Genomic DNA, 17,855 nt, shown 5'->3' on the forward strand with positions numbered 1-17,855 from the left:
AATCAGATAAGAATTTGTGCGACAATACCACCGATTAAAAAAGCAGTAACCCAAGTACCGAACCAAATACTTAAACCTTCTTTCCAACCTCTTTCTTTAAGCATAACAACAAAAGAAGCAATGCATGGTACGAACAATGTAATAGTTATTATAGCAACGGTAATTTGGTTGACTGTCAATTTCATATCGAACAAACCTGCAGCACCAAAATCTCTTCTTACTATGCCCATAACAAAAGCAGTTGCAGCTTCTCGAGGGAGCTTTAGCCATGAAGTAGTTATTGGTGCTAAAATATTTTGCCAGACCGTAAGTAAACCTGTTATTTGCATTATTCCAACACCTAAAGCTCCTACAAAAAACCAAAAACCTGCTTCTTTCATAAAACCAACACTTCGGTAATATGTTTTTTTAAGAATATTTTTAAGTCTTGGTAATTGCATAACTGGTAAATCAATTAACAAAGGGGAACTTTCGCCTGGTAACATCTTATTTAAAATTGTAGACAGAATAATTAAAACACCAAAAATAACTGATATGTAGATTAACAATGGCTCTATCCCGGCTCCGCTTAACAGCACAGTTATTACAGCAAGTTGTGCTGAACATGGGATTACAAATTGCAATATTGCAGTTACAATAGTTTTTTCTCTGTTAGTACCTAAAATTCTTGTTGTTATATTAGCCATAGTTACACAGCCAAAACCAAGCATTATTGGGATTACTGCCTTCCCATTTAAGCCTAATTTGTTAAAGGTACGGTCCAACATAGTAGCTAAACGCGGTAAATAGCCACTATCTTCTAAGAATGCCATTACTAAATAAAAACCAATTACTAAAGGAAGTAATAGGAAAATTAGATAAGTAGTTGTCATTGTAATTACACCGAACTCACCAAAAAATAATTTGACAAGAGGATTAATAAAATGAAATGTTGTAACAGCACCGGGCTTTTTAGATAAGTTCTCAAATTCTTTTTTAAGAGCCGGCTGATTGTTCATTCCGTTTGGGAAATTAAAATCTTTTTGAGTGATAATATTTTGTTTTTCATCTGTAAGTTGTACATTAATTTTTACTGGAGTAAAATTAGAAATGAATGATTTTGTATAGTACTCGAATATACCCTTGCCTAAAGTATTTTCAGTATAATTAGTTATTCTTTGTGATACTAAATCTCCAATAAAGAAATATACCAAGACCAGCATAATAATTAAGATTGGTATCCCTGTAAATGGATTGAGCGAGAGTCTTCCAAGTTTGTTAAAAAACTCGCCTTTCTTAGTGTCTTCATATTCAATTTGGTCAACGATTTCATTTACTTTGTTTCTTCTATTAATATAAAGTCTTTCTCTTTGTTCTGGGGTTCCAAATGGCAGGTTATTTATTTTAGCAATTTCTTGGTCACCTTCCATTATTAACAAAGCTTCAGCTTGAGAGTTCGTTCTTTTAATAACCTCGTCGAGCAGAAGGTTTAATTCTAATTGCTGTTTGCCGACCCGTGCATTTTCTATGGCAAAATCTAACTTTTCAAAACCATAATTATTAATCGCAGCAGTTTCAATTACCTCAACACCAAGAAGTTCACTTAACTTAGAACTATCGATTTTTATTTTTCTTTTTTTTACTTCATCTGTAAAATTTAACAGCACCGAAATTTTTTTGCCCATTTCAATTAACTGCAAAGTAAGAAATAAATCTCTTTCTAAATGAAGTGAGTTGACAACGTTTAAAATTTTATCTGCTGAGATAATTATATCTCTTGCTACTTTTTCTTCATCATTAAAAGAACCCACTCCATAAATACCTGGTGTATCATAGATTTCTTTACCTTTGTAATAACTTTTGGTAATTGCAACTGTAGTGCCGGGGAAATTCGATACATCGACATATATGCCGCTTAGATAATTAAAGAAGCAAGATTTCCCAACGTTAGGATTACCGACCAAAACGATTTTTTCAGTTTTAGACAATGGAGAAATGGCGTTCTTATCATCAAGTTCTTTGACCCTTGAATGCTTATTGAGAATTATGTTATCTGTTTTCATTATCTATTTGAGTGATATTTTAATTTTTTTTGCTAACTCTAAGCCTATTGCAATTTCCTGTCTATTTTTTTGAATAATAACTGTACCGCCAGGCAACCTTTCAATGCATTTTACAACGTCACCTTCAGCTATGCCTAAACGAATTAGTTGTGCTTTCATCTCTCCATCAGGCAGTGAAATCACAATAAAAAAGGAACCTTTTTTTACTTTATCTAATGTGTTCTTTTGTATCAAGTTTATTTTTGCATGTTTCTGATTTAAGGCATTTACCAAAAATATTAAATGAATAACCCGAGACCTCAAATCCCAAGCTTTTAGATATTTCCTCTACAATTTTTTCTATCTTAGGGTTAGTAAATTCTTTTATTGCACCACAGTTAATGCAAATTAAGTGGTCGTGATTTTTCCTTCCGTAGTTTGATTCGTATCGACTTTTATGCTCACCAAAATTTCTTTTTGAAAGGAGGTCACATTGAGCTAACAACTCAAGAGTGTTGTATACTGTTGCTCTTGAGATGTTCGAGTTCTCGCTTTTCATTTTCACATATAATTCATCAGCACCAAAATGACCTTCGTATTGAAGGGCATAATCCATTACTTCAAACCGTTCTGGGGTTATTCGATGTTTTTCCCTTTTAAGAAATTTTTCAAATTCTTCTTTAGCTTTTTGATTTTTCACAGCTTTTTTAAAAAAAATTATTTAGATTTAGTCTTCATAAAGATAAAAACATTACAAAAAAAAAGCAAAAAAAATCTGTATATCCTTTTTGTTAAATAAGTGTCAAAAAATATGCTCTTTGATTTCTTTTTTGTTTTTACAAAATAGTTTATCTTTTCATTAAAATTTTATCAATTGTAAGTTTTTTGAAAATGGTACTGTCTGCTATAAAATTTAGCTATGCTAACGCTAAAAATCATAAACATTAAACCCAAAAAGAAAGGAGTAGTTATGCATCTTAAAGTTGGAGATGTAGCACCAGATTTCACTTTGGTGAATACTAATTTAGAACCAGTTTCATTAAGTCAATTTAAACACAAAAATAATGTCGTTCTTTTATTTTTCCCCGCTGTCGGTACGTCCGTATGTGAGAAAGAATTATGTACTACAAGAGATAGTATGAAAGATTATGAAAATCTTGATGCTCAAGTGCTTGCAATTAGTGTTGATAGTCCATTCGCTCAAAAATTATGGGCTAATATTCATAAGTTTAATTTTACTCTTTTGAGCGACTTCAATAAAGAAGTCTCACAACTATACGGTGCGTTTTATGATGTTTGGCTGCCTGATAAAGCTGGATTAAAGGGTGTGGCAAAGCGCTCAGCATTTGTAATTGATAAAAATGGAGTAATACAATATGTAGAAGTGCTTGAAAATGCCAGCAATGAACCAAATTATAACGCTATTCAAGAAGTGCTAAAAAGGTTAAAGTAAGGATTTGACTTCCTTACAATTTATTGTTATGACTTAACCTTAATGTAAAATTGATTTTACTTTTGAATAGCTAAATCGCACAATATTTAACTTGGAGAAGTATGTTAGCCATAGGTAAAAAAGCACCACAATTTACTCTATTCGACTCAGATGGTAATAAAGTATCGCTTAAAGACTTTTTAGGTAGGTATGTGGTTCTTTATTTTTATCCTAAAGATATGACCCCTGGATGCACTAAAGAAGCATGTGATTTTAGAGATTCATTCAGTGCTTTTGATGAACTTGATGCTGTAGTTGTTGGTGTTAGTCCAGATTCAATAGAATCCCATAAGAAATTTAAAGAAAAATATAATTTACCATTTATACTTTTAAGTGATGAATCAAAAAAAGTTCTGATAAAGTACGGCGTGTGGAAAGAAAAAAAATTGTACGGCAGAAAATATATGGGTGTTGAAAGAACAACCGTTTTAATTGATGAAAAAGGAATTGTTCGCAAAATATTTAATAACGTGAAAGTAGAAGGACATATAGCCGAACTAATTCGAACACTAAATCAATCATAGTGATATGAACATTTACATAACTCGCAGAGAGACATTTAGTGCATCTCACAGATTATACAACGAAAATTTTACCGATGAAGAGAACGAAAGGGTTTTTGGTAAATGCAGTAATCCTAATGGTCATGGTCATAATTATATTTTAGAGGTTGTTGTAAAAGGCGAGCCTAATAAAAATACTGGTTATGTGATTGACCTGAAAATCTTAAAATCTATTATAAGAGAAAATGTTATTAAAAAAGTAGATCATAAAAATCTTAATATTGACGTAGATTTCTTAAAAGGTATTATACCTACAGCGGAAAATATAGCAATAGGGATTTGGAATGAACTAAAAGACAAAATCCCCGATGCAAAACTGTATGCGGTTAAATTATATGAAACAGAAAATAATTACGTAGAATACAAAGGAGAATAAAAGTGAATTTGGATTTATTTGCAGAATCTGTTAGGTCAATACTTGAACTTATTGGTGAAGACTTAAATCGACCTGGATTAAAAAAAACTCCTAAAAGAGTTGCAAAAGCCTACGAGTTTTTGATGCAGGGCTACAAAAAAAATATAGATGATGTTTTAAATGGCGCTATATTTGAAGAAAAATATGATGAGATGGTAATTGTAAAAGATATTGATTTTTATTCCATGTGTGAACATCATTTGTTACCTTTTTATGGGAAAGTTCATGTTGCGTACATACCAAATGGTAAAATTGTTGGCATTAGTAAAATACCTAGAATAGTAGATGTTTTTGCACGTAGACTGCAAGTACAGGAAAGAATGACCCGACAAATATGCGATACATTAGAGAAATATCTTTCACCAGATGGTACTGCAGTTGTTGTTGAAGCCTACCATATGTGTATGATGATGCGAGGCGTTGAAAAACAAAATTCAATTACAACAACAAGTGCAATGCAAGGTGTTTTTAAAGAAAGCGAGAGAACACGCAACGAGTTCTTAAACCTAATTCAATCAAAAAGGATATGAGTGATAAATCAAAAGTTATTTGGCTAACCGGCGCTAGTTCTGGTATTGGCAAAACCATTGCGGAGTTGTTTGTTAAAAAAAATCATAAAGTCGTATGTTGTTCAAGGAATATTGATAAGTTAAAAAAACTTAAAAGTGAACTGGAAAGTGATTCAAGACTAATTAAAATTTATAAGCTGGATGTTGCAAATCCAAATGAAGTTTTTGATACTTATCAAGAAATAAAAAAGGAAGCTGATATTGATTGTTTGATTAATAATGCTGGTATAACTTCGTTCAATGCTGCCAAAGATGATTCAGTCGAGGAAATTCGTAAAATAATTGAAACTAATTTACTCGGTTCAATCTACACAATCAAAGCAGTGCTTCCCGACTTTATTAAAAAAAAGCATGGGACAATTATTAATATACTTTCAGTTGTTACTAAAAAGATTTTTGAAAACAGCAGTGTGTACTCTGCTTCCAAACAAGGCTTACTTGCTTATACTAATGTGCTAAGAGAAGAAGTACGTGAACATAATATACGTGTAATAAACATAATTCCAGGGGCAACTAAAACGCCAATATGGTCAAACGATATACTTGAGAAATATTCTCAGAGGATGATGACGCCTAATGATATTAGCAAAATTGTTTTTGATGTTTTTTCGTTAAATACAAATATAGTAGCTGAAGAAATTGTATTGAGACCTATAAAAGGAGATTTGTAAAATGGATGACGCACAAGTTTCATTAGTTACTGGTGCTTCTCGAGGGATTGGGAGAGCAATAGCGATAAAGCTTGCTGGAGAAAAGCATAAACTTGCAATTTTTGGTAGAGATAAAGAGAAAATAGAACAAACGGTGGAGACAATTAAAAAAATGGGTTCTGAAGCTTTACCTTTCATAGGTGATGTGGCTGATCCTATGTTCGTAAATGAAGCTGTAAATCAAGTGCTGTTGAGTTTTGGTAAAGTTGATAATTTAATAAATAACGCTGGCATCGGTATCTTTAAAAAATTTATTGATAGTTCGCTTGAAGAATTTAAAAAACAAATTGAAGTAAATGTTTATGGAATTTATAACTTTACTAAAGCTGTGATTGATAATATGATTTCAAATAACAGCGGTACTATTATTAATATATCTTCTTTAGCTGGTAAAAATGGTTTAGCTTATGGTACTATGTATAGTGCTAGTAAACATGCAGTGATGGGCTTTTCTAAATCTTTAATGCATGAAGTACGTGAATTCAATATTCGGGTTGTAACAGTATGCCCAGGTTCGGTAGCAACTGAATTTATTAGTGGTACAGAAATAGAACCCAGAAACTTAGAAAAAGTTTTAAGTGCAGAAGATATTGCCGAAGTTGTAGCCAGCATAATTAACTTACCAATGAGAGCAACTGTAAGTGAAATAGAGATTAGACCGACTAATCCAAAATGAAAAGCCGGCTTTTGCCGGCTTTGACTTTTAGGAATTTTAACTCCACTCATTATTATTTTTACCACCACTTTTGTCCTATACCGAATTTTCTAAGCATATGAGCTTTATTCCTCATAAATCCAATTTCACTGCCAAGTTTTCCGAATGCTTTGGTCCATGTTTCTCGCTGCTCAGGTGTTAAAATTTTATAAACAGCAAGCCAAGATTTTACTCGCTCTGATTTTAACTGTGCCTGAAGTTTGCTGTTATCGTCAACGAGGCTTAATATCTTTGCATCGTCAATATTATTGTTACGAATCATTCTTTGAAGTTCAAGTCTATTTTTTTCTATGCTGCTTTGTAAGTCAATTGCCTTTTGCCTTTGGTTATACATAATATCATTGATTTGCTTTTGCTGATCTGCGGTTAAATTAAGCTGGGAAAAAATTCTTCCCATGTTTTGAAACATTGGTCGTTTTGGCTTATTGGGTTGTGCGCTAATTAAACCAAAACTTATTAATGTTGCTACTGCGATAAGAAGCATGTTCTTTTTCATATTACCTCCTGTTAAATAACTTTTTTCGTTTGTGAATTTGACATCAAGTTTATTGCCATGGTTTAATAAAGGTGATTTAAACCAGAGTTTATTGTATTTTGTCAAAAGCATTGAACACAATTTTGCTTATGCCTGAAACCGATAATGACTTTGAATTAGTAAAAAGCTTCATTGAAGGCAATGAAGATGCTTTTAACCATATTGTTAAAAAATATCAGCAGAAAATATATTGGCATGCAAGAAGAATGCTTGGCAATCACTTAGATGCTGACGAGGTTGCCCAGCAAGTAATAATAGTTCTTTATAACAAACTAAAGACTTTCAATTTTAGGTCAAGCTTATACACATGGATTTACAGAATTGTTAGTACACGAAGTATTAATCAAATAAAAAAAAATAAAGTAAAAAGACTTTTAAGCATAGATGAAATTCGTGAAAATGATTTACCTTATCAACGAGATATAATTGATGATATTTCTAATAAACAACAAATTGAAAAAGTCCATAATCTATTACAAAAGTTGCCGGTAAAGCAAAGAGAGGTCTTTATAATGCGCGCTTTCGACCAATTATCATACGAAGAAATCTCAAAAATTACCGGTAAAAGTATTGGCGGGTTGAAGGCTAATTATTTTCATGCATTAAAAAAAATAGTAAGGATGATGAAAAATGAAAAAGGATGAGAAAATATTGAGGTATTTAAGCGGTTTGATGAATGATGAGGAAGCTAAAGAATTTATTGACCAATTAAAACATTCACCTGAACTTTTAGAGGAGTATAACGAAATTAAATCGTATTTGGAGAATATTGTTAGTGTAAAAAATGTTACCGCATCAGATTCAAAATATTTTATAAATCTGCTGCCTCGGGCTAAACAAAAATTATCGAGTGAAGAAAAGAGCACTTTTACAAAAAAGATTGTTTATATAGTACCTGTACTAACAGCAATTTTAGTATTACTTTTTATTCTGCCGTCATCAAAAAGTAAACTAAGCACCAATTACTTCACTAATCAGATTGTGAATAATATAGACAGCGAAGATATTTTGAAAAATTATCCTAACTTTAGCAATGAACTTGAAGATTATATTATATACGAAACGACTAAAGCTGATACAATAGAAATACCCTCTGATTGGCAGAAAGGTGTGGAATATTATTATTTAGGCAATAATTTGATTAGGAATGGAGACGATTTTAATTTGTTAGAAAGTTTAAGTGAAAAGGAACTTGAAGTGGTATATAATGATTTGACAAAAATTAACATCTAAAAGGTGTAACTATGAAAAAAATATTGTTTGCTTTTCTGCTTTTTCTCTTTGCATTCCCGCTCATAGCACAAGAAGGTGGGCCTGGGAGAGGAGGGAGAGCTTATTTAAAAAAAATTGGGCAATTAGAAAAGGCCAAGTTGATTGAGGCACTGAACTTAGATGAAAATACAGCAATAAAGTTCTTTGCAAGGAGGAACGAAAATCAAGAAAAAATTAAAAATTTATTTGATGAGCGAGAAAAAATTCTTTCTGAAATGGAAAATAATTTTAAGGCGAATAATAAAAACAGTGAGGATTATTATAAAAAATCAATAGATAAACTTCAGAAAATAGATCAGAAAATATTTGAAGAGAAATATGCTTTTATTAATTCTCTAAGAGAAATTTTTAGCGAAGAACAAATAGCTAGATACTTAGCCTTTGAGTATAGTTTCCGAAAGGAAATACGCGAATCATTAATTAGACACAGAATGAGAGAATAAAGGCTGAAATCACAAAATATTTACCTTCCTAAAACAAAAACTTTTTTGCAAAGCCTGGAGTTACGGTATTGCATTTTTTATTTGCCAACTTTATCTTTTGACACATTTTTTGCGGAAGTGGTGAAATTGGTATACACGCTACTTTGAGGGGGTAGTGCTCGTTAGAGCGTGCGGGTTCGAGTCCCGCCTTCCGCACCATTAAACCATTAACAAAAAAAAGGAATTAGCATGAAAAGATTTGCATCGTTAATCGTTCTCATTTCTTTGCTGGTTGGCTTTGAATCTTATGCACAAAAAAATGAAATGGATGTTGAAGCAGCTAAAGCCTACAACGAGGGTAACAGTTTGTTGAAAGCTGGTAATTACGAAGGTGCAGTAAAACAATACGACATTGCATTGAAAACTTCTACTGATTATAGAATATATTACCAAAAAGGTATAGCTTTGAAAAAACAAGGTAAATTGCAGGAAGCAGAGGCAGCTTTTAAATCTGCTATTCAAAGCAACCCAAATTTTGATATTTCTTACAACGGCTTGGGCGGCGTTTATTTTGAAGAAGGTAAATATTTGGATGCTGCTGATGCTTTCAAAAAATTTGGTGAATTGACAAAAAATAAAACAATGAAGGATAAAGCCAACGAGTATGTTGCACGTTCCTTAGCTAAGCTTGCAGAAGAGGAAAAAAGCGATGGAAAATTAGACAAAGCTTTGGAACACCTGAACGAGGCAATTAAATATTACAGCCTCGATGCGGCCTACATTACACTTGCAATGATTGAAATAGATAATGGCAATTTTCAAAAGGCTATTGATGCAACTGATGCTGTTATTGCTATGAAAAACTCTTCATTGAAAGGTGCTGCATATTATTATAGAGGACTTGCTTATAAAAAACTTAATGATTCAGCTAAAGCTAGAGAAAATTTTGAGCTCGCTAAAAAAGATCCACAGTATAAAAAACTCAGCGATTACGAGCTAAATAATATGAAGTAATTTTTAACGCCCCCAATCCTAGGGGGCTTTTTTATACTAAGTTTTGCGTTTCAATGTAATATAAAAATATTTCCCATACTTGTTCCCATTATAGTTTATTTTGGTTATTTCAAAATGCTTTTAATAGCAATTATCAAGAAATAGCTCAACAACGCTTGGTCTTAACTTAATGCCAACTAAAACTTCCTATTTGTTGCTGCAATTTTTATTAGCTGTACTCTTTTCGTTTATAATTACACTGTTTGCTTATAAAAGAAATTTATTAACAAAGGCTGGTTCCATCTTGGCTTTTATTTTAGGTACTATGGCTTTTGGTCTCGGCAGTTTCAAATGGAGTATACCATTGTTGACTTTCTTTTTTAGTTCTAGTGGTTTGACTGTATTGAATGATAAGCTAAACAGGCAGACTACTGAAAATTTCAAAGCCTCCAAATGCAGAAACTACTTTCAAGTTTTAGCTAATGGTGCTATACCATTCGCACTTCTTTTGATTGAAATTTTTTTTAGCAGCGAGATTATTTATTATGTTTACTTAGTATCAATTGCAACTGCAAATTCAGATACATGGTCTACAGAAATAGGAACTATGCTAACTACGAAAACGTATAATGTTACAAATTTTAAATTGGTTAAACCTGGTACGTCAGGTGGTATTTCAGTAATAGGCACATTTGGGGGAATCTTAGGTGCAATTCTAATTCCATTTTCAGACTTTAGTTGGTATAACAAAAATATTTTATCTTTATTTGTGTTGATAATTTTATCTGCACTCGCAGGAAATTTTATTGACAGCATCTTAGGTGCTACATTACAAAGTAAATTTTATTGTAATGTTTGTGGTAAAGAAACGGAGAAAAGAATACACTGTAATAATTATACTGAACACATTAGCGGTATAAAATGGCTTGACAACAATTTTATTAATTTTTTATCTGCATTAGTTAGTTGTATTATTTTTCTTACATCATATAAAATTTTTTTTGAATAGGATGAAAAAAAACATGGTCATCTTGTCGATTATTCTTTCTTTAATAGAATTATCGGCGACGTACGGTAATACACCAGATGTAGATAAATTTAATGAAGCTATGACTGCCTACAAGACGGGAGAGTTTTTAAAAGCATATAATTTATTTACTCAAATAAAAGTAGGTGAAATTAATGATAAAGTTATTCTCTCATCGTCTGAATTTTATGCTGCCGATTGTCTTTTCCAAATGAAAGAGTTAAATGGTGCTGCGCCTCGGTTTGAAAGTTTTTTATATAACTATCCAAATTCAAGTTTTAAGCAGGAAGCATTGTACAAGTTAGGTACAATTTACTATACCTTAAATGAATTTAGAAAATCTCGTGAACGTTTAATGACTTTAATAAATGATTATCCAAATAGTGAATATTACTATGAAGCAAATTATTGGATTGGAGAGGATTTTACAGCAGAGAAAAATTTTTTTGATGCAGAAGTCTTCTTAAAAAATGCAATTGCTGTGAAAAATAACAATAATCTTTTAAGGCATTCATTATTTGCATTGGCCTTTTTATATGAGAAACTCAGCAGATATGAAGATGCTGTAAAATATTATGATGACCTTTTGGCTTACTTTCGTGAAAGCGATTTAGCACCTATTTCCCAGCTTAGAATAGGTATCTGCTATTTTTATTTAAAAAAATATGATAATGCAGTTTTGGAATTATCCGACCCGTTAATTAAAAAATTAAATATCACACAACAGCTCGAGGCTAAGTACTTTTTAGCTAATTCTTTTGTTAGATTAAAAGAATACAATGAAGCTAAAAAAAATTACGATTCCTTGCTTAAAGATGTTGTTAAATTATCTATCGATACTGCAGAGTTCGCTTATTTATCTGAAAAGCAAATTAAATACGAATTAGCCTGGGTTAATTTCCAAGCAAGAAATTACAATGCAGCATTCGAATTATTTAATGAACTTTCCAACACATCACAAGATTCACTTGCAGCAAATGCACTATTTTGGTCTGCTGAATGTAAACGTTACTCTGGCGAAGTTTCAGAAGCATTAAAGATTTATGATTCCTTCTTGAAAAAATTCCCAAACAATCCCTTGACTGATAAAATTAAGTACTCTATTGCTGCCATTTATTACAATCAAAATGATATTAAGATGACTGAAGAACTATTGCATAAGTCATCAGAGATAAAAGATAAGCAAACACTTTTGAAGACCTTTGTTTTATTAGGTGAATCTAACTTAAATGAAGGTAATTTTGAAGAAGCTGAAAAGTATTTTTCTGATGTTTATCAATCAGCCGACGTGTCTGCAGAGTTGACAATGCGAGCTGAATTTGGACTTGCAGTCAGCAAATATTTTTTAAATGATTATAAAGGAGCCGTGACAATTTTAGAATCATTAAAGAAAAGAGCGCCAGATTTTGAATCGGACAAGGTAAATTTTTATTTAGCCGAAACATACTTTATGCTTAACAATTTCAGTAAAGCGCTAAAATTTTATATGTCGGTCAATACTTTAGACCCTCAAATTGAAAAGCAGGTTATTTATGGCAAGGCTTTTACTTATTTTAATATGAAGGACTATGCTAACGCTATTTATTATTTTAATTCTTATATAACTAAATATCCCACAGCGGAAAATGTAAAAAATGCTAAGTTGAAATTAGCAGACAGTTATTATGGAATAAAAAATTTCGAAAAGGCAAGTGAAATTTATCAACAGTTATTCAGTAGAGACAGACATTCCCTTGATAATGATTTTGCTTACTATCAATTTGCTCAATCACTTTATAAAGCGAATAAGACCAGCAATGCAATCAGTGAGTTCATTAATCTACAAAAAAGATTCCCCCGCTCTAAATATGCCGATGCTTCTCAATATGTGGTGGGATGGATTTATTTTCAGCAAAATGAATACAGAAAAGCAATTGATAATTATCTGTTGCTGATTGATAAGTATCCCAATTCGAATCTTATACCAATTGCTCTGTATTCTATTGGTGATTCCTATTTCAATTTAGAATTGTATGACACTGCAATTACATATTACAATAAAGTCTTGCAAAATTATTCTAATACAACTTATGTTTTTGATGCAGTAAATGGAATTCAATATTCTTACATTGCAAAAAACCAGCCGGAGAAAGCAATTGAGTTTATAGATAACTTCTTACAAGATTATCCAAATTCTACTTTTAGAGATCAAATTTTATTTAAGAAAGGAGATATTTATTATAGCATTGAGAATTTCAAAAAAGCAATTGAGTCTTATAATCAATTCATTCAAAGTTATCCAGAGAGTAAACTTGTCCCAAATGCTTACTATTGGATAGGTAAAAGTCAAGAAAATGTAAAGCTGTACGATGATGCGCTCAGCAGTTTTAAATATGTTATAAATAATTATTTGAAAAGTGAAGTTGGTGTTTCGGCTGTTATTGAATCTGTAAATATTTATTTGGATAAAAAAAGTTACCCTGAAGCTATAGAATTGCTTGCTGAGACTGAAGCAAAAATACCTAATTCTGAAAGGTTGCCTGAAATTCTTTATTTAAAAGGAATTGCTGAAGAAAAAAATAGTAATATAGCTGATGCCTATAATACTTTTAATCAAGTAATAACTTATTATGATGGGACTATTTTTGCTGCAAAGTCAAAATTAGAGCTCGGCATTTTAGAGTTGCAAAATGGCAACTTTGAGAATGCTGCGCTGCTTTTTAAGGATGTCAGCGAGAAAAGAAACGATGATATCGGTGCTGAGGCTCAATATTATTATGGTGTTTCTTTATTTAAACAAGATAAGATTACTGATGCAATAACAGCATTTGTGCGTGTTAGGTCTGTATTTTCTGCTTATGATGAATGGTTTACTAAGTCTTTATTGATGTTGGGCGATTGTTATGTTAAATTAAAGGATATAAAACAGGCAAGGGAGATGTATAAAGCCGTGTTAATTAGGCATAATACTGGTGAGTTAGCACAACAAGCAAGAGCAAAATTGAGAAGACTATGAAAAATTTTATCCTTGCATTAATTTTAGTTTCACCGTTATTTGTTTTTGCACAAGATAATAAATCTCAAAGCATAGAACTGCCGGATTTTGTTATTACTGGCGTTCAAACTGTAAATTTACCAATAGCAAAAAAGGAAAAAGCCTCTTTTGTACCAATACTATCAAAAGATTTTTTCCTGCCTCAATATTCACCTGAAGAGTTGCCTCTTGCTCAAGTTGAAAATCCGATTGATAAAAAAATAGATTTGTGGAAAAATCTAAATAGTTACAATGGTAATCTTTATTTTGGCCTGGGTGGATATACATTGCCAATAGGTAAATTTTTTTTAGGACAAAATTTTAACAATTATTTTTTTTCTTTAGATGTATTTGGTTCTAATACCAAAGATTACCTGCCATACAGCAGCTATAATGTTTCTGGTGCTACAATTAAAAACGAATTTTACATCAATACTACTTCTGCTTTTTTACCCGGATTACGAATTTACTTAAACGGAAATTTTTTAAGAGATAGCTACAATTTTTATGCGTCTAATAATCCTGCAGTAGAACGTAGAACGAATAACGGTAACATAGAATTAGGAATTAATAACTCGTTGAGCAGGTTCATTAATTATAATGCGAAAGTCTCAGCTAGTCAATTATTAATAAACGAAAACGGCTTTCGCGAAATAAAATTTAATAGCTTGGCTTCTTTTATTTTCAAATTCCCTTACATTAGTTTTGGTGCTACATTCGATTATCTCCAACAAAATGTTAAAAATGGATATAATAACAATGCTGACTATTATTTCTACAAAATCGAACCCAAATTAAAAATAAATACATTAGAAAACTTAATTATAAATACAGGCCTGAACTACTCATCTTCTAATAACAATAATTTTTTCTCTCCGTTTGGCAGCATTGAATTAACACTTAATAAAAATTTTTTAATGACTGCTTCTTTCTTGCCCCATGTCGAATTTAACACTCATAGAGAATTTATTGCATCCAATATTTACTATAACATTTCTAAATTAGATAACTTATTTACAAAATATAAAATTGATTTGAACACAGCTTTGAAATATCAGTACTACAAATACTTTGAGATTGGGTTTTCAGCGGCGTTTGAAAAAATTGATAATTATTTCTACTTTGAAGATAATATTGAGCAGGGTAAATTTAATATTAATAAGATAGATGACGTAACAATGTTTGGCTTGAAATTAGACCTTTTGTTTCATCCCGGTCCTTACGGTAAGTTTTATGGCGAGGCAGCATATCAAACCGTAGAAAATAATTCCAAACAAATTATACCGTACAAGCCATATTTTAATACTTCATTAAACTATTCTTACTCCTTTGCTTTTGGGTTAGATGTTGCAGCAAACTACAAGATGTCGTATAAGTATTACACTAATATCCAAAATACTGATGAAATACTTTTCTATCACAATATTTCTTTGACTGCCGCTTATAACATTTTCGAAAATTTGCAATTAAAGGCTACATTAGAAAATTTATTGAACAGAAAAAATTATCTTTGGAAAAACTATCAAGATAAACCATTTGACGTTATAATAGCGGTAGAATACAAATGGTAATCAAATTAAAATGACAAAAAAAGATTTACAGAACAAAATTGCAAGTTTGATTGGCGTTTCCAGCTCAGAAAAAGAATTAGCCTATGAGGTTTTTATTGATAAGGTGGTGGAATCTTTAACTCCCGGAATGACAATCAAAGTTTCTAACATCGGTTTTTTCCAACTTAAGCAAGAAAAACAATCATTAGATGAGAACTACAGCGAATTATCTATTGTTTATTCACCATACCCAAGCGATATTGACAAAGATGACAAAACCTTTTATTTAATATTAGATGTAAAAGCCAAGAAGAAAAATTTTTCTGAATTTGACTCAAATGTTTTTAGCATTGGAGTGGGAAAGCCATTAATTCCACTTTACGAGAAAAACAATTTTTCAGCAGAATCTGAAACCTCTTTCGTTTTATTGAAAAAGACCATTGAAGAAAAAGTAAATCAAATTATTTCGGAATCGGATGTGTTAGAAAATTTTAATATATGGGACGATTATATTGCTAATATTGAGAGTTCAGAAAATAGTGTTCATTCAGAGGAATTGAATTTACAAAATACGTTGAACGAACTAACCGAGGATATTAATTTTGATGACAGCGAAGAAAATCTAAATAAAATCATAAATTCTGATGAGATAAAATTAGAGTTTGAAAAGGAAGAAAAAGAAGGTGAGTCTAACAAGGTTGAACAAGACATCAGTATTGATTTTGGGGAAAAAATAGAATCAATAGATGCTGAAAAGGATGATGATGAGTTTGATGCTGATTTTAATCTAATTCATGATGAATTAAAATTTAGTGAAAGTCATGAAAATAATTTTAACAGTAAGCTTGATATTGATTCTTTAGTCCAAGATGATGCTTACCTTTCCACTGATGAGAAACAAAGGGAAGGCTTAGAAGGAGAAAACTTTAGTTTTACTTCTATAAAAAGCGATAAAGAAAATGTTGACTGGAATTGGGGCGATGAGTTAAAAGAAGAATTTGGACTGGGAGATAATGATAATTCTGAAACAACATTAAATGTTAATGATGACAAAGTCAGAGAGAATGATATTTTTTTAGAAGGGAGTGAATTGGATAATAATAAAAATGTTGACTTATTTGCACAACTTGATAATGAAATAAAACAAGAAAAAGAAGAGCAATTTGAGAGTGATGAAGAAATAATGGAAGTTTATTCTCATTCGGCAGATTATGAATTTGTAACCGATAAAAATTTTCAGCAAGAACAAAGAATTTCTTCTCATTTTACAGATGAAATTTCAAAGATTGTTGTGGGAGAAAATAAGGTTAACAGCAAGAATATCGAAGATGAAGAAGAAAAATATTTTACTAGAAATTTTATTCTCATTTTTTCCGGCTTTGTAATTATAGCTTCAATTATTATTTATCTTTTTATTATTCCTAATTCAAGTTCGAGTAAGAGAAGTAAAACTGAAAACGCAGCAAGTATACAAACTGAGCAAATTCCAGATAAGTCACAATCGGCTTTTAAGGTCTCAAAAACTCCCGAAGAAAATGTTAACGGGTCTGTTGAAAATATTAGTGGATTAAAACCAACAGTCAATGCTAATTCTCGAATTGAATCTGACAAATACAAAAGCAGCTCAGGAAAGAAAACGGGGACTGACATTAGAGTTAGTAACTTAATTTTCTTTGATGGCAGTAAATATAATGTACAAATCTCATCTTGGAGAAATATTGTTAAAGCCCAACAAGAAGTTTCAAAGCTAAAGAAGAGCGGATTAAATGCGTTTGTTATAGAAGCAAATCTGCCTGATAAAGGCGGCATGTGGTACCGAGTTAGAGTTGGTGGATTTAATTCCAAAGAAGAAGCGGAAAATTTTTTGAACAATAAAACTAAAAAATAAAAAGGGAGACGATGAATTTATTATCTATTTTAGTAAAAGGCGGCTGGGTTATGCTGCCCATCTTTTTATCTTCAATTATTGCTGTGGCTATTATAATTGAGCGCTACATTATATTGAAAAAAGCAAGTATAAATGTTCCATCTTTCCTTATTAAAATTAGGAACTTATTAAAGCGGGGTGACATTAAAGGCGCTATAGAATATTGCATGGAGGAAAAATCCCCAATGTCAAACATTGTCAAAAAGGGTTTGAAAAAATATAAATTTGGTCATCAGCGGGTAATGGAAGCTATAGAATCGGCTGGCAAACAAGAGATTAGTCGACTTGAAAGAGGTTTGCCGGTGTTAGCAACAATTTCTGGTGTGGCTCCTCTATTGGGTTTTTTAGGTACGGTTACTGGTATGATAAGTGCTTTTATGAAAATTCAAGACTTGCAAGGTTCTGCTAGTCCAAGTGACTTGGCTGGTGGTATTTGGGAAGCTCTTTTGACTACCGCTTTTGGCTTAATTGTGGGTATTATTGCACTAACTTTTTACAACTATTTTGTTTCCCGTGTTAATAAGCTTGTCATTGAAATGGAGTTAATATCAAATGACGTTGTTGATGTTTTGGAAGAATCATCTAAAAAAGAAATTACTGATGATAATTTAGAGATTGAATTGTAGGTGAG

19 protein-coding genes and 1 tRNA gene are annotated in these 17,855 nt (G+C 31.5%); 16 read left to right on the plus strand and 4 right to left on the minus strand.

From position 1 onward, the window contains the following. Positions 1-2 precede the first annotated feature (2 nt). The 3 genes from ABRY23_00570 to ABRY23_00580 are packed head-to-tail and all read right to left on the minus strand — an operon-like array spanning position 3 to position 2,721. Positions 3-2,042, minus strand: coding sequence for a FeoB small GTPase domain-containing protein (locus ABRY23_00570; GenBank protein ID MFA3781539.1), 2,040 nt, complete (start codon positions 2,040-2,042; stop codon positions 3-5). A gap of 3 nt (positions 2,043-2,045) precedes the next feature. Continuing rightward, the gene (locus tag ABRY23_00575; GenBank protein ID MFA3781540.1) at positions 2,046-2,201 is read right to left on the minus strand and encodes a ferrous iron transport protein A; all 156 of its coding nucleotides are present in this window, start codon (positions 2,199-2,201) and stop codon (positions 2,046-2,048) included. 49 nt (positions 2,202-2,250) lie between these two features. Further along, positions 2,251-2,721: a Fur family transcriptional regulator gene (locus ABRY23_00580; protein ID MFA3781541.1), complete on the minus strand. Its 471-nt coding sequence runs from the start codon at positions 2,719-2,721 to the stop codon at positions 2,251-2,253. A 270-nt stretch (positions 2,722-2,991) separates the two neighbouring features. Between ABRY23_00580 and ABRY23_00585 the strand changes: the two genes are divergently transcribed. The 6 genes from ABRY23_00585 (at position 2,992) to ABRY23_00610 (ending at position 6,446) form a co-directional block, all read left to right on the plus strand. Further along, positions 2,992-3,474 (plus strand): redoxin domain-containing protein, encoded by a 483-nt coding sequence (locus ABRY23_00585; GenBank protein MFA3781542.1) that lies wholly within the window; start codon positions 2,992-2,994, stop codon positions 3,472-3,474. Positions 3,475-3,575: 101 nt separating this feature from the next. Further along, positions 3,576-4,037, plus strand: coding sequence for a thioredoxin-dependent thiol peroxidase (bcp, locus tag ABRY23_00590; GenBank protein MFA3781543.1), 462 nt, complete (start codon positions 3,576-3,578; stop codon positions 4,035-4,037). Positions 4,038-4,041: 4 nt separating this feature from the next. Further along, positions 4,042-4,452: a 6-pyruvoyl tetrahydropterin synthase family protein gene (locus ABRY23_00595; protein MFA3781544.1), complete on the plus strand. Its 411-nt coding sequence runs from the start codon at positions 4,042-4,044 to the stop codon at positions 4,450-4,452. Positions 4,453-4,454: 2 nt separating this feature from the next. Beyond that, on the plus strand, positions 4,455-5,021 hold the full coding sequence (gene folE / locus ABRY23_00600) for a GTP cyclohydrolase I FolE (GenBank protein MFA3781545.1): 567 nt from the start codon (positions 4,455-4,457) through the stop codon (positions 5,019-5,021). Further along, complete coding sequence (locus ABRY23_00605) at positions 5,018-5,731, plus strand: SDR family oxidoreductase (GenBank protein ID MFA3781546.1); 714 nt, start codon at positions 5,018-5,020, stop codon at positions 5,729-5,731. Before folE ends, ABRY23_00605 begins: the two co-directional genes overlap by 4 nt. A 1-nt stretch (position 5,732) precedes the next feature. After that, positions 5,733-6,446, plus strand: coding sequence for an SDR family oxidoreductase (locus ABRY23_00610; GenBank protein MFA3781547.1), 714 nt, complete (start codon positions 5,733-5,735; stop codon positions 6,444-6,446). Between the two features lie 58 nt (positions 6,447-6,504). On the opposite strand, the gene ABRY23_00615 is transcribed toward ABRY23_00610, so the two are convergent. Further along, on the minus strand, positions 6,505-6,981 hold the full coding sequence (locus ABRY23_00615; protein MFA3781548.1) for a Spy/CpxP family protein refolding chaperone: 477 nt from the start codon (positions 6,979-6,981) through the stop codon (positions 6,505-6,507). A 128-nt stretch (positions 6,982-7,109) separates the two neighbouring features. Here ABRY23_00615 and ABRY23_00620 point away from each other — a divergent pair, with 128 nt between their 5' ends. The 10 genes from ABRY23_00620 to ABRY23_00665 all read left to right on the plus strand — a co-directional run bounded on the left by ABRY23_00620 (position 7,110) and on the right by ABRY23_00665 (position 17,850). Beyond that, positions 7,110-7,664: an RNA polymerase sigma factor gene (locus tag ABRY23_00620; protein ID MFA3781549.1), complete on the plus strand. Its 555-nt coding sequence runs from the start codon at positions 7,110-7,112 to the stop codon at positions 7,662-7,664. Continuing rightward, positions 7,651-8,253, plus strand: coding sequence for a hypothetical protein (locus ABRY23_00625; protein ID MFA3781550.1), 603 nt, complete (start codon positions 7,651-7,653; stop codon positions 8,251-8,253). The genes ABRY23_00620 and ABRY23_00625 overlap by 14 nt, the downstream gene beginning before the upstream one ends. 11 nt (positions 8,254-8,264) lie before the next feature. After that, complete coding sequence (locus tag ABRY23_00630; protein ID MFA3781551.1) at positions 8,265-8,735, plus strand: hypothetical protein; 471 nt, start codon at positions 8,265-8,267, stop codon at positions 8,733-8,735. A 111-nt stretch (positions 8,736-8,846) separates the two neighbouring features. Further along, positions 8,847-8,933: transfer RNA gene (locus tag ABRY23_00635), tRNA-Leu, on the plus strand. Between the two features lie 30 nt (positions 8,934-8,963). Beyond that, positions 8,964-9,728 carry a tetratricopeptide repeat protein gene (locus ABRY23_00640; GenBank protein ID MFA3781552.1) on the plus strand — a complete coding sequence of 255 codons (765 nt, stop codon included), beginning with the start codon at positions 8,964-8,966 and terminating at the stop codon, positions 9,726-9,728. Between the two features lie 169 nt (positions 9,729-9,897). After that, positions 9,898-10,716 carry a DUF92 domain-containing protein gene (locus tag ABRY23_00645; protein ID MFA3781553.1) on the plus strand — a complete coding sequence of 273 codons (819 nt, stop codon included), beginning with the start codon at positions 9,898-9,900 and terminating at the stop codon, positions 10,714-10,716. A 13-nt stretch (positions 10,717-10,729) separates the two neighbouring features. After that, positions 10,730-13,729: a tetratricopeptide repeat protein gene (locus ABRY23_00650; protein ID MFA3781554.1), complete on the plus strand. Its 3,000-nt coding sequence runs from the start codon at positions 10,730-10,732 to the stop codon at positions 13,727-13,729. Next, positions 13,726-15,318 (plus strand): hypothetical protein, encoded by a 1,593-nt coding sequence (locus ABRY23_00655; protein MFA3781555.1) that lies wholly within the window; start codon positions 13,726-13,728, stop codon positions 15,316-15,318. Before ABRY23_00650 ends, ABRY23_00655 begins: the two co-directional genes overlap by 4 nt. 10 nt (positions 15,319-15,328) lie before the next feature. Beyond that, on the plus strand, positions 15,329-17,185 hold the full coding sequence (locus ABRY23_00660) for an SPOR domain-containing protein (protein ID MFA3781556.1): 1,857 nt from the start codon (positions 15,329-15,331) through the stop codon (positions 17,183-17,185). 11 nt (positions 17,186-17,196) lie between these two features. Continuing rightward, positions 17,197-17,850, plus strand: coding sequence for a MotA/TolQ/ExbB proton channel family protein (locus ABRY23_00665; GenBank protein ID MFA3781557.1), 654 nt, complete (start codon positions 17,197-17,199; stop codon positions 17,848-17,850). Positions 17,851-17,855 lie beyond the last annotated feature (5 nt).

The organism is Melioribacteraceae bacterium 4301-Me, from assembly GCA_041538185.1.
Classification (GTDB): domain Bacteria; phylum Bacteroidota; class Ignavibacteria; order Ignavibacteriales; family Melioribacteraceae; genus Pyranulibacter; species Pyranulibacter aquaticus.